16 protein-coding genes and 1 riboswitch are annotated in these 16,100 nt (G+C 42.8%); of the genes, 11 read left to right on the top strand and 5 right to left on the bottom strand.

All coding sequences use genetic code 11. The features are described 5' to 3' along the window. Nucleotides 1-86: 86 nt before the first annotated feature. Genes LEUCM_RS07380 through pyrE form a run of 4 tightly spaced genes read left to right on the top strand, consistent with a single transcriptional unit; the run spans nt 87 to nt 3,159 of the window. Nucleotides 87-878, top strand: coding sequence for a dihydroorotate dehydrogenase electron transfer subunit (locus LEUCM_RS07380; protein ID WP_016265112.1), 792 nt, complete (start codon nt 87-89; stop codon nt 876-878). Beyond that, on the top strand, nt 878-1,801 hold the full coding sequence (locus tag LEUCM_RS07375) for a dihydroorotate dehydrogenase (protein ID WP_016265113.1): 924 nt from the start codon (nt 878-880) through the stop codon (nt 1,799-1,801). The genes LEUCM_RS07380 and LEUCM_RS07375 overlap by 1 nt, the downstream gene beginning before the upstream one ends. 3 nt (nt 1,802-1,804) lie before the next feature. Then, entirely contained in the window at nt 1,805-2,524 is a 720-nt protein-coding gene (gene pyrF / locus LEUCM_RS07370; RefSeq protein WP_016265114.1) for an orotidine-5'-phosphate decarboxylase, read from the top strand. Continuing rightward, nucleotides 2,521-3,159: an orotate phosphoribosyltransferase gene (gene pyrE, locus LEUCM_RS07365; protein WP_011374661.1), complete on the top strand. Its 639-nt coding sequence runs from the start codon at nt 2,521-2,523 to the stop codon at nt 3,157-3,159. The genes pyrF and pyrE overlap by 4 nt, the downstream gene beginning before the upstream one ends. 150 nt (nt 3,160-3,309) lie before the next feature. Here the strand turns inward: pyrE and LEUCM_RS07360 are convergent, their stop codons facing one another. Further along, the gene (locus tag LEUCM_RS07360) at nt 3,310-5,025 is read right to left on the bottom strand and encodes an NFACT RNA binding domain-containing protein (protein ID WP_016265115.1); all 1,716 of its coding nucleotides are present in this window, start codon (nt 5,023-5,025) and stop codon (nt 3,310-3,312) included. Between the two features lie 261 nt (nt 5,026-5,286). On the opposite strand from LEUCM_RS07360, the gene fakB (LEUCM_RS07355) reads away from it, so the two are divergent. After that, nucleotides 5,287-6,156 carry a DegV family protein gene (gene fakB, locus LEUCM_RS07355; RefSeq protein ID WP_016265116.1) on the top strand — a complete coding sequence of 290 codons (870 nt, stop codon included), beginning with the start codon at nt 5,287-5,289 and terminating at the stop codon, nt 6,154-6,156. 89 nt (nt 6,157-6,245) lie between these two features. Here the strand turns inward: fakB (LEUCM_RS07355) and LEUCM_RS07350 are convergent, their stop codons facing one another. Next, nucleotides 6,246-6,746: a DUF1836 domain-containing protein gene (locus LEUCM_RS07350; RefSeq protein ID WP_025015782.1), complete on the bottom strand. Its 501-nt coding sequence runs from the start codon at nt 6,744-6,746 to the stop codon at nt 6,246-6,248. Between the two features lie 160 nt (nt 6,747-6,906). Between LEUCM_RS07350 and trhA the strand changes: the two genes are divergently transcribed. The 6 genes from trhA (at nt 6,907) to thiT (ending at nt 12,826) form a co-directional block, all read left to right on the top strand. Further along, nucleotides 6,907-7,545, top strand: a complete 639-nt coding sequence (trhA, locus tag LEUCM_RS07345; protein ID WP_016265118.1) for a PAQR family membrane homeostasis protein TrhA — start codon at nt 6,907-6,909, stop codon at nt 7,543-7,545. A gap of 28 nt (nt 7,546-7,573) precedes the next feature. Beyond that, a complete protein-coding gene (fakB, locus tag LEUCM_RS07340; RefSeq protein WP_011374666.1) occupies nt 7,574-8,416 on the top strand; it encodes a DegV family protein in 843 nt (280 codons plus the stop codon). A gap of 125 nt (nt 8,417-8,541) precedes the next feature. Continuing rightward, nucleotides 8,542-9,123, top strand: a complete 582-nt coding sequence (locus LEUCM_RS07335; RefSeq protein ID WP_011374667.1) for a TetR/AcrR family transcriptional regulator — start codon at nt 8,542-8,544, stop codon at nt 9,121-9,123. Between the two features lies 1 nt (nt 9,124). Further along, nucleotides 9,125-10,132, top strand: coding sequence for an NADP-dependent oxidoreductase (locus tag LEUCM_RS07330; RefSeq protein ID WP_025015781.1), 1,008 nt, complete (start codon nt 9,125-9,127; stop codon nt 10,130-10,132). An 819-nt stretch (nt 10,133-10,951) separates the two neighbouring features. Next, nucleotides 10,952-12,010 carry a tyrosine recombinase XerS gene (gene xerS, locus LEUCM_RS07325; protein WP_025015780.1) on the top strand — a complete coding sequence of 353 codons (1,059 nt, stop codon included), beginning with the start codon at nt 10,952-10,954 and terminating at the stop codon, nt 12,008-12,010. A gap of 66 nt (nt 12,011-12,076) precedes the next feature. Continuing rightward, nucleotides 12,077-12,175: riboswitch (TPP riboswitch) on the top strand. A 48-nt stretch (nt 12,176-12,223) separates the two neighbouring features. After that, nucleotides 12,224-12,826: an energy-coupled thiamine transporter ThiT gene (gene thiT / locus LEUCM_RS07320; RefSeq protein ID WP_025015779.1), complete on the top strand. Its 603-nt coding sequence runs from the start codon at nt 12,224-12,226 to the stop codon at nt 12,824-12,826. Between the two features lie 39 nt (nt 12,827-12,865). Here thiT and LEUCM_RS07315 read toward each other — a convergent pair whose 3' ends face one another. The 3 genes from LEUCM_RS07315 to LEUCM_RS07305 all read right to left on the bottom strand — a co-directional run bounded on the left by LEUCM_RS07315 (nt 12,866) and on the right by LEUCM_RS07305 (nt 16,093). Next, a complete protein-coding gene (locus LEUCM_RS07315) occupies nt 12,866-14,659 on the bottom strand; it encodes a heavy metal translocating P-type ATPase (protein ID WP_025015778.1) in 1,794 nt (597 codons plus the stop codon). A gap of 100 nt (nt 14,660-14,759) precedes the next feature. Continuing rightward, on the bottom strand, nt 14,760-15,113 hold the full coding sequence (locus LEUCM_RS07310; protein ID WP_025015777.1) for a hypothetical protein: 354 nt from the start codon (nt 15,111-15,113) through the stop codon (nt 14,760-14,762). A 56-nt stretch (nt 15,114-15,169) separates the two neighbouring features. Next, nucleotides 15,170-16,093 carry a manganese-dependent inorganic pyrophosphatase gene (locus LEUCM_RS07305; RefSeq protein WP_011374673.1) on the bottom strand — a complete coding sequence of 308 codons (924 nt, stop codon included), beginning with the start codon at nt 16,091-16,093 and terminating at the stop codon, nt 15,170-15,172. Between the last annotated feature and the right edge of the window lie 7 nt (nt 16,094-16,100).

Raw genomic sequence — 16,100 nt, 5'->3', positions numbered from 1 at the left:
ATTATATTCTGAGCATTATTAAAGCGCCAAGGACCGCCTTGGTCTCTTGGCGCTTTTATTACATAAAATTCAAAGGAGTCACGCTTATGTTGCCACTAGAATGGCTGTTAACGATTCAAGACCAAACTGAAATTGCGCCTGGTATTTTCGAACTCCGTTTATCAGGTGACTTAGCCCAAGAAAAGGTGCAACCCGGACAATTCGTCGATGTTAAAATTCCTAGCGATGCGCTCCTGTTGAGACGCCCATTTGGGATTGCCAATGTCGATGCCGCACATAACACCATTACCTTACTTTATCGGACGGTTGGCGAAGGGACCCAAATTCTCAGTGAGTGTTCACAGGGAACTGAATTATCCGTCTTAGGCCCATTAGGCGGACACGGCTATCCAATTGATCAACTTAAGCCTCAGCAAAAAGCTTTAATCATCGGTGGGGGAACCGGCATTCCACCGTTACACGAATTATCCAGACAATTAGTCGCTAAAGGCGTTCAAGTCCAACACGTTTTTGGCTTTGCTAATCAAGAGGCCATCTTTTATCAAGCGGAGTTTGAAAAACTAGGGCCAACCGCCTATGCAACTAATGATGGCTCTTACGGTTACAAAGGTCACGTCGGCTTATTACTCGACGCGCAATTTGCAGATGCCGCCACAACCTACGACGCAATCTATGCCTGTGGGCCTAAAGGCTTGTTAATGGCTGTCGATAATCGCTTCAGTGCACATCCAAACGCTTATATCTCATTAGAAGAACGGATGGCCTGCGGAATTGGTGCTTGTTACGCCTGCGTCACGAAACTAAAAGTCGACCCAACAATCCAGCTAAAAATCTGCGATGACGGACCAGTCTTTAAAACAAACGAGGTGTTAATCTAATGACTAGCGATTTACACGTGTCTTTACCCGGCTTAGAACTGAAGAACCCCATTATGCCAGCATCAGGCTGTTTTGGCTTTGGCCAAGAGTACGGCCGGTATTACGATCTTAATTTACTCGGCGCAATTATCATTAAAGCCGCGACAAAAGAACCCCGCTTAGGGAATGCCACGCCAAGAGTTGCCGAGACACCCAGTGGGATGTTAAACGCAATCGGTTTGCAAAACCCAGGGATTGAAGCCATTATGACTGAAAAGCTACCTTGGTTGGCAGAACGTTACCCAGACCTACCAATTATCGCCAACGTTGCGGGAAATACCGAAGCAGACTATGTCGCTGTCTGTGAACGAATTAGCCAAGCACCGAACGTTCATGCGATTGAATTAAACATCTCTTGCCCCAATGTCGCACACGGCGGCTTAGAGTTCGGAACTTCACCAGAGGCCGCCGCGACTTTAACGAAAGCCTGTGTTGCAGTTAGCCAGGTCCCCGTCTACGTCAAACTCTCACCAAACGTCACCGACATTCGACCGATAGCTAAGGCAGTCGAAGCAGCGGGGGCAGCTGGCTTCTCACTAATCAATACCTTAGTTGGGATGCGTATTGATCCAAAGACCCGGCAACCAATCCTCGCTAATCAAACTGGAGGCCTCTCAGGCCCAGCCATCAAGCCAGTCGCAATCCGCCTAGTTCATCAAGTGCGTTCGATTTCCAACCTCCCGATTATTGGGATGGGCGGAATCGCAACAGCGGGGGATGCACTCGAACTGATGGCAGCTGGTGCTAACGCGATTGCTGTTGGCACGGCTAATTTCAGTGAACCATTTGCTTGTCCCAATATCATCAAGGCGCTCCCTGATGAACTTGCTAAGTACGATTTACATGACTTTAAAACATTCGCCGTTAACCAGGAGGTTCTATAATTAATGACAAATCCCGTAATTATCGCGCTAGACTTTCCCAATTGGCAAAAAACAGACCAATTTCTACAACAATTTCCCAAAGACGAAGCACTATTCGTAAAAATCGGCATGGAACTTTTTTATCAAGAAGGGCCGCAGCTCATTAAAACGCTCAAAGCACGCGGCTATCGGATCTTCCTCGATTTAAAGCTTTACGATATTCCAAATACAGTTCAAAGTGCAATGACGGTTATCGGTCAATTAGGCGTCGATTACACGACGATACACGCAGCTGGTGGGCAAACAATGCTGCAAGCCGGTGCCGCTGGCTTAAAAGCGGGCGCTAAACAAGCCAACGTCAAACCCGCCAAGTTATTAGCCATCACGCAATTAACGTCAACCAATGAGGCTCAAATGCAACAGGAACAACTCGTTTCTGTCAGCCTGCCTGAATCGGTGGCACATTACGCACAACTCGCGCAACAATCCGACTGTGACGGGGTAATCTGTTCTGCACAAGAGATTACCACCATCAAAAGTAAGACCGCTACAGATTTTCTCTGCGTTACACCAGGTATTCGTCCCGCAACGAGCCAAAATAACGACCAAAAACGGGCAGTCACACCACTTGCGGCCGCTCAGATGCATAGTAACGGCATCGTTGTTGGGCGCCCAATTACGCAAGCCAGTGATCCTTATCAAGCTTACCAAGCTATCAAATCAGAATGGGAGTCTTTCAAATGACAACAATTGCCGAACAAGTCGCACAAGCCTTAATCGATATCAAAGCAGTGAGCCTCAGTCCAAATCAACCCTTTACTTGGGCAAGTGGCCTCAAAAGTCCCATTTACTGTGACAACCGCCTCACAATTGGCTACCCTAAGGTCCGCAAGTTAATTGCCAGTCAATTAGCCGCTGCCATCAAAGCCCAATTCCCAGAAGTTGAAGTCATTGGTGGCACTGCAACCGCTGGGATTCCACATGCTGCTTGGATTGCAGCTGAACTTGATCTACCGATGGTTTATATTCGCTCTAAACCAAAGGACCACGGTCAAGGGCGTCAAATCGAAGGACCCTTTACAGCCGGTCAAAAAATGGTCTTAATTGATGATTTAATTTCAACTGGCGGTAGCGTACTGCAAGCTGCTCAAGCTGCACAAAAAGAAGGGGCTGAAATCCTAGGCGTCTTTGGGATTTTCTCATACGAATTGGCTGCTGGTCGCAAGAACTTCGAACAAGCCGGGTTCCCACTGATGACCCTTTCTAACTTTTCAGCATTATTAGCCGTTGAACAAGCTGCCGATAATCTGACACCAGAACAAGCAACATCCTTAAATGAATGGCGCCAAGATCCACAAGCCTGGTCAGACGCACATTAAAAAAAGAGCGTGCCACCAGTCGGATATGCTCTGAGGATTAACCCTGAATAGGATGACTAATAGAACACGTTTAGAAAGTGGCGGAAGTCATATGCCTAAACCAACAAAAAAGCGTTCCGTCAAAATTTAATTTGGCGGAACGCTTTTTAATTAGGCTTGCACTGGTTTATTACGTAACTTTTGAACGAGTGCTTCGTCCGGTGTCGTATAGAGGGTTTGTTGTCCTTCGTAAATGACAAAACCTGGTCTGGCACCGTTTGGTTTCTTAATTTTCTTAACTTGAATGTAATCAACTGGCACAGCAGCTGATAAGCGGGCCTTCGAGAAGTAGGCCGCTAAGTTACCGGCTTCTTGAATCGTTTGTTCAGACGGTGTCGGACTATCAATAATCACATGGGAACCCGGAATATTCTTAACATGCAACCAGATATCGGTTTTATGTGCTTTTTTCAAGGTCAACTGATCATTTTGATAGTTATTCTTCCCGACAAAGATTCGCGTGCCATCTGTCGCATAGAAAACTTCTGGTTCACTAATCTTATAGCGTTTTTGTTTCTTAGCGCCTGTTTTCTTAATCTTAAGATAGCCTTCAGCCTGTAATTCGGCCTTGATATCTTCCAAATCCTTAGGTTCAGCGATCTCAATTTGGGCCATAATTGTGTAGAAATATTGTAATTCAGCTTCTGTCTTAGCCATTTGGTCATTCACATAGGCAATCGAGTTTCTTAGTTTTTGATATTTCGAGAAGTACTTCTGTGCATTTTTGGAAGGACTAATTTGATTGGATAACGTGATTTTAATAGGTTCATTGTTATCGTAAAAATTAGGGAGCGTCACTTCGGTCATGCCCCGTTCAACCTGGCGTAAGTAGGTGGTTAAAATTTCACCTTTGATCCGATAATCATCGGCACTATCGGCTGCTTTAAGCGTTTTTTGTAGTTTTTTAAGTTTCTTTTCATCCTTTTGAATCTCATTACGAATGAAGTGAATGAGGGCCCCACCTTGTTGCTGCACACGGTCGCGCTGAGCCTTATGAAGATAGTATTGGTCTAACAGTTCACTCAGCGTTTCAAAATGGCTCTGCGTCCCTGTTAGGCTCTGATAAGGGAAGGCGGTAAACCATGATTTCTTTTCACCAATTGTTAACGTTGGTTGTGCTTGGTCAAATTGCTTGAAGAAATCAGTCACGACTGCTAAATAGTTATCGTGGTCCATTAAACGGGTTTGCAATTCAAGGGCGCTTTCGCGGCTCATGCCTTGGAATTGTTGTTGTAACCAATGAATTTGTTCATCGGCATCTTCATTATAGTAACTTAACCAATCAAGAGTTCCTAGATCGGTCGTAAAGGCATTTAGACCAGTTGGTGCTGGTGGATTAACGTAGTCGGCCCCCGGCATTAAAAAGCGGAACCGGTTTTGTGAAACCCCAACATGGCGAATTAAATCCAGGATTTTTTGAGTTTCAAGGTTAATCAAGATGACATTACTATGCCGACCCATTAATTCGATAATCAAACATAGCTTTTGCATGTCGCCCAATTCGTTACGGGATTTAAAGGTTAGACGCAAAATTCGGTCACTTTCAACTTGTTCAATCTGTTCTAAAATAGCACCGTCTAAATATTTACGAAGCGTCATCGCAAAATTTGGTGGCGTTGCAGGGTTCGCATAAGGCACCCGCGTTACTTGCACTCGTGCATAAGAAGGGTGTGCAGATAACAAAAGGGGGTATGTTTTACGATTAGCCCGGATGGTTAAGATTACCTCATTGGCATAAGGCTGTTGGATTTTAGTAATTTTACCGTCGGCAAGCGTTGTATTGAGCTCGTTGACAACGGCGTGAGTCATTAAACCGTCAAAGGTCATTATTGGTCACACTTTCTATAATAGAATTATCTTACTTATTGTAACTGTTTTGGCACAGAACCTCAAAGAAATTAACGCATCTGCTAACTAACTGCAGGTGTTTAAAATTTACATAATTAGCTAAACCGTTATCATCGCCGTTATAACGATAAACTAAAGGGAGAGGGCCTATACAACTTTTTGAAAAAAGCGATTAATAGGGGAATTAGCCCGTCATTTATGATATAGTTATTACCGAATAATAAAAAAGTAGGTGTCAACATGAAAATTGCTGTAGTCACTGATAGTACTGCTTATCTCACAGAACAGCAAGTGAAAGACCATCATCTCTACGTTGTTCCGATCCCAGTAATTCTCGATGGACAAGTGTACGATGAAGGCGTCGACATTACATCTGAAGAGTTCTATCAAAAATTAAAAACAGCCGAAACATTTCCAAGCACCTCACAGCCTCCACTAGGCGAGATGTTAAAATTATACGAAGATCTAGGCAACGAAGGCTACGATGCCGTCATCAGTATCCACCTTGCCAGCACGATCTCCGGATTTGTGACAACTTTGAAAAATGCGGCCAGCACCATCGATAATATCCAAGTCGTGCCTTACGATTCTGGGATTACCGTGATGTTAATGGGCTATCTAGCAATGGAAGCAGCCAGAATGGCGCGCGATCCAGAAGTCACTGTTGAACAAATTACGGCCCGTCTTGATGACTTAAGAAGCACAATTGATGAATGCTTCATCGTCAACGACTTACAAAACTTAGTCCGTGGTGGCCGTCTATCAAATGCCTCTGCCTTTATCGGTAGCATGTTAAAGATTAAGCCATTATTAACATTTGATGACGAAACCAACAAGATTACAGCTTTTGAAAAGGTGCGTTCATTGAAGAAGGCCTACGCCCGCGCTGAACAAATCTTCGAAGAAACACAAGAACGTGTTGACTACCCATTACGGGCATTGATTATCCATGCCAACGATGAAGCGGCAGCACTATCATGGCGTGATAAACTCCGTGAAAAACATCCTGATTTACCGATTGATATCAGCTATTTTGGCCCAGTTATCGGTGCCCACTTAGGTGAAAAGGCAATTGCCCTAGCTTGGATTAAGGATTTCACGAAAGAATAATATTAAATAATGCTTTTAAAAAAAAATGGTTTACTAGCAATTAAGTTTAGTCTGTAAACCATTTTTTAGTTATATAATCATGTAAGCGGTTAGCCAATTTCGACTAATTTTGTACCAATGAGTTTATAAATAACAGATTTAACAGCTACTTTTTGCACAATAGCCAACGACGATTCGCTGAGGTCAAATTCATTGACGCTGGCAGGCGCATTAATATTGGCCATTTCATCGTTAAAAAGGGCCACAAATTGGTCATAAGCTTCACCGGCACTAGTATTATCTAGGGCTTGTTGAATGCCTTTTTTGCAGACGTCTAGCGGGAAAACAAGCTTCATAATGCTGACAATAATCAATTCAGCTAGATGATCGCGGTTATAGCGTTTCTTAATTGGCCGTTCAATAATGGCCATCTTAACGTAACTGTTAATCATCGTTTTCGTAATCTTAACGTGCAAGAGTGGCTCTAGTTGCTTATTGACTTCATTAATCACTTGATCCATATATAACTCTAGATCCGGAAAATCTCCCCATTGCGGCAGGCGCAGGGCTTGAAAGTCACTAAGCCACTGCTTAAATTCTTGAGATTGCATTTCGATACTCCTTAACGACCGACTTGTTTGTTCTTTTATTATGCCATAGCGTTAATCATTTGTCACGTACGTAGAATGTAATTCTATTTTTAGTTGACTTATATTCTATATCAATCTATAATACTCGACAAATAGAGAAAAAAGAGGCGATCATTTGCATATGATGACTAATAAACGACAACAAATTATCTACGAAGTTTGGAATGCCATTACACACGGTGTGGGCTTCTTCGGTAGCCTAGCATTGGTAATCCTCCTGATTGTTAAGAGTGTTCAAAAATCGCTATCCCCAGTTGCGATTGCTAGTTTAATCGTTTACGGTGCCACATTACTAGCGCTGTATCTCGCATCAACGTTATTCCACTGTTTAGCCTTTACGAAGGCCAAACGAGTTTTTCAAATATTCGATCATAGTAATATTTTCTTGTTAATCGCTGGCACCTATACACCATACTGTTTGATTTTTATCGGGCATACGGCGGGCATTAGTCTATTGATTGCGATTTGGACACTTGCAATTGCGGGCATTTTAACACATATTTTTAGCCACGGTCGCTACCAACGTCTAGAAACCAGCATTTACGTTATTATGGGCTGGTTATGCTTATTGGCAGGCAAGACGTTATACACTAACTTATCACCCTCAGGTTTTTGGTTGCTCGTCAGTGGTGGCGTCGTCTTCACAGTTGGCGCCTTAATCTACAGTTTTCCTAAAATTCCTGGATTACATTTGATTTGGCACTTTTTCGTAATGCTTGGAACGACATTAATGTTCTTTTCAATTTATCTGAACATCTAAATTATTGACTCAAAGGAGTATCACTCACATGACAATTAAAATAGTAACCGATTCATCAATTCAATTAACTACAGCAGAACAAGAACGGTATGATATCCATATTGTGCCTTTAACGATTCAACAAGGTGCTGAATCCTTCGTTGACGGTCAAACAATTACCCGTGCCGAATTTTTAAGCCGCTTGCAAAGTGCAACGACTGAGTTTCCAACAACGAGCCAACCAACAGTCGGCAGTTTCGTTGAACTATACGACCAATTGGGGGCTGATGGCAGTACAATCTTATCAATCCACTGCACAGGGTTACTCAGCGGGACTATCGAAGGGGCGCATACAGCGGCCCAACAATCAACAAGTGACGTCCACGTCATTGATAGTAAAGAAATTGACCGTGGCCTGGCTTATCAAGTTGTCGCAGCCGCTCAAGATGTTGAAGCGGGGAAGACACTCACTGAAATCATTGCCCATCTTAATGAGGTTCGTAGCAAGACAGAAACCTACGTCTTTTTAGACTCACTAGATGCACTCCAACGCGGCGGACGTATTAGCCGGATGGCGGGGCTCTTAACAAAACTGATTAAACTCAAGGTGATTGTCCGCTTAACAGATACGGAATTAGAAGTGATTGCTAAGGGACGGGGGCTAAAGACCTTCACCAAAGAAATCAATAATATTCGCGAACACTTGGCCACTCAAGATGTTGCTGAAATTGGCATTTCACACGTCGGCATCACTGACGAACTATCCGCCAAAATCCAAGCAACGCTAGAACAAACCCAACCCCACGTCCCTTATACAGTCGCTTTAACGAGTCCCGTTATTATGAGTCACGTTGGTCTGGGGGCCTTCGGGGTTTTTTACCTTACGAAATAGTATCACCAAAGAACGTCTTCATGAGACGTTCTTTTTTTGCGTTTAAAATTGCGTAAAATCTAGTTGCGTTATTCAGAGTCATCATCTATAATAGAATGAACGTTCTAATAAGAGGAGATTATCAGATGCGCACGAAAGAATTTGAAACAACAGCCGTCTTAGACAAAGCAATGCTCGTTTTTTGGCGCCAGGGATATGAACAAACGTCGATGCAAAACCTAGTCGACGAAATGGGCATCCATCGTCGTAGTATTTATGATACGTTTGGTGATAAGCACCAGCTATTTATCGCAGTCTTAGCGCATTATCACGATCAAATCACCGCGACATTTAATCAAATCATCAATGATTATAGCGACCTTAGTAGTCGTTTGACAGCCATTTTTGAGGCGTTCATTAACCACCCGGCACAACAACCAGACGGCTGTTTAGTCGTTAATACGGCAACCGCGTTATCAACGTTAGAAGAAGATATCCAACAACTTATTAAACGCTATTTACAGCAGGAACAAGCAATGCTGCAGCGATTACTGATTGAAGGGCAAGCTGAGTTGCAGCCTCCTATTAAGAGCGAGCTATTAGCCGCAACACTTCAAAATGCATTGGTTGGCATTCGTGTCATGGCTAAAGTAAATCCAGATTCAGAGGCGCTAATCGTAACAGCACACCAAACACTTCAAATACTCCCATGGAAAGAGGCACTTTAAAATGAAAGCAGCTCAAATTACAAAATATAGTAAAGATCTCAATGTGACCGTGAAAGAAATTGCCACCCCTAAGCCCCAAGCTAACGAAGTACTCATCAAAGTTAGCTATGCCGCAGTCAATCCGTTAGATTTAATGAATATTCACGGCAGTGTTAAGTTGATTCAAGACTATTCGATGCCATTAACCCTTGGCAATGAAGTCGTTGGTGAAATTACCGCTATCGGTTCTAACGTAACGCCTTTTAAACCGGGTGACCTAGTTTACACACGTCTACCACTTGCTAAGATTGGTGGTTTTGCAGAATACGTTGCGGTCGATGCCAATGCTATCTGGTATACACCTACCAATTTATCAGCTAAAGAGGCCGTTGCTGTCCCCTTGACCGGTTTAACCGCTTATCAAGGCCTCACGGAAGAATTAGCTGTTGAAGCAGGGAAGACGATTTTCATTCCTGGTGGTTCTGGCAGTTTTGGTCAATTAGCCGTGCCAGTCGCTAAATCTTTAGGCTTAACAGTCATTGTCTCAGGGAACGCTGCAGCACGTGAGCATATTCTAGAATTAGGTGCTGACCAATACCTTGATTACCGGACAACCGATTATTGGCAGGTATTAAACGATGTCGATTACGTTATCGATACTCGTGGGGCTCAAGATATCGAACGTGAACTTTCAATTATGAAACCCGGTGGCCGTTTATTAAGTTTGGTGGCAGGTCCTAATAAGCATTTTGCTATCACGCACCAATTACCTGCCTGGAAACGACTTTTATTTGGTTTAGTCGGTAAGAAGTGGGATAAACTCGCTAGTAAAGCTCAAGTTAACTACCGCTTCATCTTTGTGCGTTCGGATGGCCAACAACTTAAAAAAGTCACTGAATTAGTTGAAAAACATCACATTACACCAGCTATCGATCCACACGATTTTGATCTTGATCACGTTCAAGATGCACTGGAATTAGTTGCTAATGGTAAATTAGCCGGTAAAGTTGTAATTCGACTAACTGACTAAAGTAAATCTAAAAAGCCCAGATATTGGTATTTAACCAGTATCTGGGCTTTTTTTAAATGGCCTGTGCTAAATTCTAAAGTACTGTTTGGTGCCATTTTTAGCTAGTTCAAATAACCAAGCAGTTCAATTAAATTTAATCTAGTTTTCAACATAAAAATAATCGATTACGGTGATTAAAGACGGTGTGGGGGACCTATTAAATAAAAAAATATTCTAGTTTACATAATATATATTATAGGAAGTATGTATTTATTTTAAAAGAGTGGCTGATTTTGACTTATTAATCTGTATTTAAGTCCTTAATTTAGCAAATTCTTTTAGCAACGTTTTAAAATGCTTTAACTAAAACATCAACCGTTTAAAAAACTCAACTACGATTAACAAATCTCAATGCTAAATTACTGATCTGATCGCAAATTAAAACCACTGCCTAATCATTAATAATCAATAACCACATGAAATTCGTTAAATAACTTAGGATTGATTTATGCAGCTGTAAAATCCATAATTTTGAGGCTCAAATTGATAATCATTAACCATAATCCGAGTTTAATAAAACGCTAATTTGATGCTCAAATCGGCCTAATCATGCTATAAACACTGTTATATCAACGTTTCATTAAGATGAAAGACCGTTAAACAGGCATTTTATTCGTTTTTAAATGGCTGCTGCAGATGGTCTGAAAACAGATTTCTAGGGTTAGTGGTCAAAATTTGCCAAACAAGTGTTGTTAAAATTATGGTTTTAACAACACTTGTAGTATTCTCGCCGCTTTTTTGTTAAAATAACTATAATTCTCTATTAAGGTGGTTTCAATCATGGACCAACAACGTTATCTCGAACTATGTGAACAACGCTTGGCGGATCTTCCCGATTACGTCCGTAAATTTTATATTAATCGGCAAGCCAATGCATACTCCTCTGCAACGCTCTATCAATATCTCCAAGAATACGTCCGCTTCTTCTCCTGGTTAATTGACGAACAAATCGTTACTGTTCAAACGACTAAGGATATCCCTCTTGTTGCGCTTGATAAGATGAAATTAGAAGATATCGAACTCTATAAGATCTTTTTAATGAATAAACGAAAAGCAAATAATCACAAGCTCTCCTTTCAGGCTGTTAATCGCTCTATCAACGCTTTGAATGCGCTCTGGTACTTCCTGACGATTGAAGCCGAACAAGCCGATGGTGAGCCTTATTTCTACCGCAACGTCATGAAAAAAGTCAAACTGCTCAAATCATCCGAGACAATGGCCACTCGTTCCCGCCATATCGGTCAAAAGTTGCTCACCGGTGATAAAAAACACGACTTCATTGCCTTTATGCAAGTCGACTATCCCAGTGCGCTATCTAATCGCCAACTCGCTTCTTATACGCAGAATTGTGAACGGGATATTGCGATTTGCGTATTGGCACTCACTACCGGCATTCGTCTTTCCGAACTCGCCCAAGCTAACGTTTCTGATTTAAACCTTGAACAACTAACAATTACGGTTATTCGCAAAGGCGGTCAACAAGATACCGTGCCGATCGCACCTTGGGGTTTACCTTATCTGCAAGATTACGTTCAAATCCGGCAACAACGCTATTTAGCCGCTAACGAACGGGCCTTATTTGTCACAAAGTATCGCGGTCAAGCGAAGCGAATCAGTAACTATGCCATTGAAAAACTGGTAGCTAAGTACTCTGAAGCTTTTGGCGTTCGACTAACGCCGCATAAATTCCGTCATACACTCGCAACCGATCTGATGTCAGCGACCCACAGCGAAACGATCGTAGCGACCCAATTGGGCCAAACCACCACGCAGGCCACCCATTTGTATACGCACGTGGTTGATGACGAACAGCGCTCGGCAATGGATAAGCTCGAATGAAGCTTGATTGCTTGACATCTTTGTTGTATCCGGTATACTGAAAACGTTCTTAAAATTTAAATATTAACCATCGCAAAGGGGAGCCATTGGCTGAGAGTGATTAGATGATCAGACCCTTCGAACCTGTTTGTTAAGACAAGCGTAGGAATTGTGATGGAGTTGAGACTTTAACTCCTTTTTTGTGTTGGTTAACCAAGAAAAGGGGTTATTTTTATGCAACATCAACGGTTATTGATTCAAATTGAAGGGGCCATTATCGCGGCATTTGCGATGGCTCTGGAATATATTCCGCATACTGTAGGGCCATCAGCGATTGAGGTTTCCTTTGGGATTATCCCCATTATTATCTATAGTCTCCGTCGCGGCGCCGCGGCTGGGATGGTTTCGGGTTTAATCTGGGGCCTTTTAGACCTCGTCTTACGAGGCCTCGGCAACGGGAGCGTTCTCAATGTTTGGCAAGGATTACTTGAATTTACGATTGCCTTCATGGTCGTTGGCCTAGCTGGCGTTTTACAAAAACCAGTTCAAGCAAGTATCCAACAAAATACCAAAGTAAAAACGATTGCGCTCCTTTGGTCCGCAGCTTTCATTGGTACTTTCGCCAAATACTTCTGCCACTTCTTAGCTGGGGCCATCTACTGGGGCTCATACGCGCCTAAAGGAATGAATGCTTGGCTCTATTCATTAACTGTGAATGGCGGTAGTTTCGTTGCCGGCTTCATCTTAAATGGTATCGTCTTTGGGATTTTATTAGCGATGATTCCGAAACTATACCTCCCAAAAGATATGTTTTTAAAAGTGCAATCTGAAGAATAGTTAACAATACAAAAAAGAGGCCCTCAGCGGCCTCTTTTTTTAATGGTCATTTCTAGCACGTAATGCGTATAAAATCGAAACTGTGTCGACAACTTCTTGGAATAAGGCCCCAATTAAAGCTGGCACGACACCGGTACTGGCAATCAACATCAATCCGATACAGATGAAGATCCCAATCAAAACGGACTGGCGCGCCACCCGCATTGTATCCCGTGCAATCGTGATGGCGCCACTAACCCGACTCAAATCATCCTTTAAAATGACGACATCTGCGGATTCGCTCGCTGCTGTGGCACCGTGAGCACCCATCGCAATTCCGACATCGGCACTCGCTAAGGATGGTGCGTCGTTAACACCATCGCCAACCATGATTATCGGCCGCTGCTCCGGCGTGACATTATTGATGAGTCGAATCTTATCGGCAGGCAAACACCCAGCGTGAACTTCATCAATGCCAACTTGAGCCGCAATCTCTTTAGCGGTTGTCGCCTGATCCCCTGTGAGCATCATTAAGCGCTGTAAACCGAGCTGATGGAGCGTTGACATCGTTTGAGGCGCTTCCTGGCGAAGATGGTCGATAAATGTGATATAGCCCGCATAACGCCCGTCAATGCCAATGTAGACAGTTGTCTGTGTCTGGGATTGTTTAGCTTGGTCAGGCGCCACAAATTCAAATTTACCGACTTGAACCGTCTGTCCAGATGCTAATTGGGCAGTCACACCAGCACCTGTCATTTCTTTTAAACTAATAATTTCTAATAATTGCGCTGCTGGGACGACTTGTAGTAAGGAACGAGCCAGAATATGGGCCGAAGCCTGTTCAGCACTGGCTGCTAAACGACATAACTCCGATGGTTCAATATCAATCATCGGTACAACTTGATCCACGGTTAATTGGCCATTCGTAATCGTGCCTGTTTTATCAAAAGCAGCTGATTTGGCCAACGCCAATTTTTCAATTGTCGTCCCCGTTTTGACGATAATCCCATTCCGGCTGGCACGACTCATACCTGAGATAAGCGCAATCGGTGCCGCGAGAATCAACGGGCATGGCGACGCGACCACCAAGACCTCGGCAAAGCGCACAGGGTCTTTTGAGAGCCACCATGCCACCCCTGCAATCAAATACGCCACTAATGTAAATGGTACGGCATAGCGATCCGCTAAACGAACAAAATGGGCAGGTTGTGCTGCTGAGCTTTCAACCAGTTTAACAATTGCTTGATACTGACTGTTAATAGCTAATTGATCGACCACCATCGTGATTGATGTCTCACCATTTACTGACCCTGACATAATTGGCTCATTGATTGTTCTTTCAACTGGGCGTGATTCACCGGTTAGAGACGATTCATCAAACAGCGATGACCCCTCAATGATATGACCGTCAACCGGAACCAGTTCTCCTGGCTTCACAACAACTTGATCATTGACTTGGAGTTCGTCGACAGCAACATCGACAAGTCCGTCACCACGCATTAAATGCGCGACCTGGGGCGAGTTGTCCAATAATGATTTTAATTCCCGCCCTGCTTTATGCGCGGCGTAATCTTCCAGGGAATCGCCGCCTGTTAACATTACGAGGACCATCAAGGCAGCCCAATATTCACCAACAGCGAGTGTTGCAATGATCGCCGTAATGGCTAGTAAATCAACACCATATCGACCTGATTTTAAAGTGCGAATCATCTCAATCAGCATCGATAACGCGACTAACCCCCCAGCTAGACTAACTAATACTTGGGCCCACAGTGGTTGTTGACATAAAAAGGCTAATATTAATGCGGTAATCCCAACCACAATTGTGAGCACTAATTTCAACGTATGTTTCATCATTATCGGCCTCCTTGTGAATTCCATTACATTATAACATGTTCATTGTCATATTAGAATTATTATCATCTGTAAAAAAGACACAAAAAAACCCATCATATTATTGATGGGTCTCATTTACAGAAAGTTGTGCCATAATAGCTGTCCGAATGGATGTCATTGCTACTATTAATGTTGTCATCCGCTTAATTACAGGCGATGTCTTTTTTTGGTTAGCCAACGCTTTTTCGGTTTTATGGATGATTGACTCAATCGGTGCCTGTGCCCTGACCAATGCTTCAGCAGTTATATCTGTGCGCCCATTCAATAAATCACGACCAACTTCCAATGCGTGAATTCTATTTTTTAATAAAGTAAATTGGGCGGACCCTTCTCCAAATTTTAGCTGGCTCTTTTGACAATTTCGAATTGTCGCTTCAATCACTTGAATTGCCTTTGTTACTTCCTCAGTCATCTGTTGCTCCTAACAAAAAAATAAAGCCCCGCAGGACTTTATCTTCTTAATTGCTATTAAAATGCTGCTGTTAATTGTGGGACAACTTGTTTCTTACGTGACACAACACCGGCTAATTGCGCACGATGGTTGTTTAAGGTCACATCAAAAGCCTTTTCGAAGGCTTCAGCTGGTTCGCCGATAACAAGCGCTTCTGAGTTACTGTTTAAGATGTCAGTAACCAAAAGTACGAATAAGTCGTAACCGTTAGCTTTGTTGTCTGCTTCGATAGCAGCTTCAAAAGCAGCTTGGCGTTTGAAGACCGCTTCGATATCAACTGTGTTAACTTGATCGATACGAACTTTTTTACCAGCCATATCGAATGTTTTAGCATCAGCTTCAATTAATTCAGCTTCGCTCTTATCATCTAAGTTAGTACCAGCTTTTAACATTTCAAGACCATATGATTCAAAATCAACATCTGCAATTTCTGCTAATGTCTTGATAGCAATCCGATCTTTTTCAGTTGTTGTTGGTGATTTCATCAACAATGTATCTGAAATGATGGCACTCATCATTAAACCAGCTAATTGTGCAGGGATTTCAATTTTATTTTCGTTGAACATTGATAAAAGAATTGTGCTGGTACAGCCAACTGGTTCAGCACGGTAGAATAATGGGCTTACTGTTTCAAAGTTAGCGATCCGATGATGATCAACAACATCAGTTACTGTTAAATCTTTGATATCAGCAACACTTTGTTGTGCTTCGTTGTGGTCAACTAGCATAACACTTTGCACTTCACTACCGGCTTCTTTAATCACACGTGGTGTGCTTGCAGCAAAGTGACGTAATGCATAACTTGTTTCTTCATTTGGTTCGCCTAAAGCAACAGCTTCGACATCCTTGCCAAGTTGTTGTTGTAGATAAGCAAACGCCATTGCCGCAACAATTGCGTCTGTATCTGGGTTTTGGTGACCGAAAACTAATTCTTTACTCATATTTATA

Source organism: Latilactobacillus sakei subsp. sakei DSM 20017 = JCM 1157 (assembly GCF_002370355.1).
Lineage (GTDB): Bacteria > Bacillota > Bacilli > Lactobacillales > Lactobacillaceae > Latilactobacillus > Latilactobacillus sakei.
Note: the sequence above shows the minus strand (reverse complement) of the source record. Positions and strands in the feature narration are given on the sequence as shown.

Excerpts from the sequence above, each read along its gene's own strand:
- pyrF (WP_016265114.1), top strand. The coding sequence starts at position 1,805 with ATGACAAATCCCGTAATTATCGCGCTAGACTTTCCCAATTGGCAAAAA.
- LEUCM_RS07310 (WP_025015777.1), bottom strand. The coding sequence starts at position 15,113 with ATGACTGAGGAAGTAACAAAGGCAATTCAAGTGATTGAAGCGACAATT.
- trhA (WP_016265118.1), top strand. The coding sequence starts at position 6,907 with ATGATGACTAATAAACGACAACAAATTATCTACGAAGTTTGGAATGCC.
- thiT (WP_025015779.1), top strand. The coding sequence starts at position 12,224 with ATGCAACATCAACGGTTATTGATTCAAATTGAAGGGGCCATTATCGCG.
- LEUCM_RS07360 (WP_016265115.1), bottom strand. The coding sequence starts at position 5,025 with ATGACCTTTGACGGTTTAATGACTCACGCCGTTGTCAACGAGCTCAAT.
- pyrE (WP_011374661.1), top strand. The coding sequence starts at position 2,521 with ATGACAACAATTGCCGAACAAGTCGCACAAGCCTTAATCGATATCAAA.
- LEUCM_RS07315 (WP_025015778.1), bottom strand. The coding sequence starts at position 14,659 with ATGAAACATACGTTGAAATTAGTGCTCACAATTGTGGTTGGGATTACC.
- LEUCM_RS07305 (WP_011374673.1), bottom strand. The coding sequence starts at position 16,093 with ATGAGTAAAGAATTAGTTTTCGGTCACCAAAACCCAGATACAGACGCA.
- LEUCM_RS07350 (WP_025015782.1), bottom strand. The coding sequence starts at position 6,746 with ATGCAATCTCAAGAATTTAAGCAGTGGCTTAGTGACTTTCAAGCCCTG.
- xerS (WP_025015780.1), top strand. The coding sequence starts at position 10,952 with ATGGACCAACAACGTTATCTCGAACTATGTGAACAACGCTTGGCGGAT.
- LEUCM_RS07330 (WP_025015781.1), top strand. The coding sequence starts at position 9,125 with ATGAAAGCAGCTCAAATTACAAAATATAGTAAAGATCTCAATGTGACC.
- LEUCM_RS07335 (WP_011374667.1), top strand. The coding sequence starts at position 8,542 with ATGCGCACGAAAGAATTTGAAACAACAGCCGTCTTAGACAAAGCAATG.
- fakB (WP_016265116.1), top strand. The coding sequence starts at position 5,287 with ATGAAAATTGCTGTAGTCACTGATAGTACTGCTTATCTCACAGAACAG.
- LEUCM_RS07380 (WP_016265112.1), top strand. The coding sequence starts at position 87 with ATGTTGCCACTAGAATGGCTGTTAACGATTCAAGACCAAACTGAAATT.
- LEUCM_RS07375 (WP_016265113.1), top strand. The coding sequence starts at position 878 with ATGACTAGCGATTTACACGTGTCTTTACCCGGCTTAGAACTGAAGAAC.
- fakB (WP_011374666.1), top strand. The coding sequence starts at position 7,574 with ATGACAATTAAAATAGTAACCGATTCATCAATTCAATTAACTACAGCA.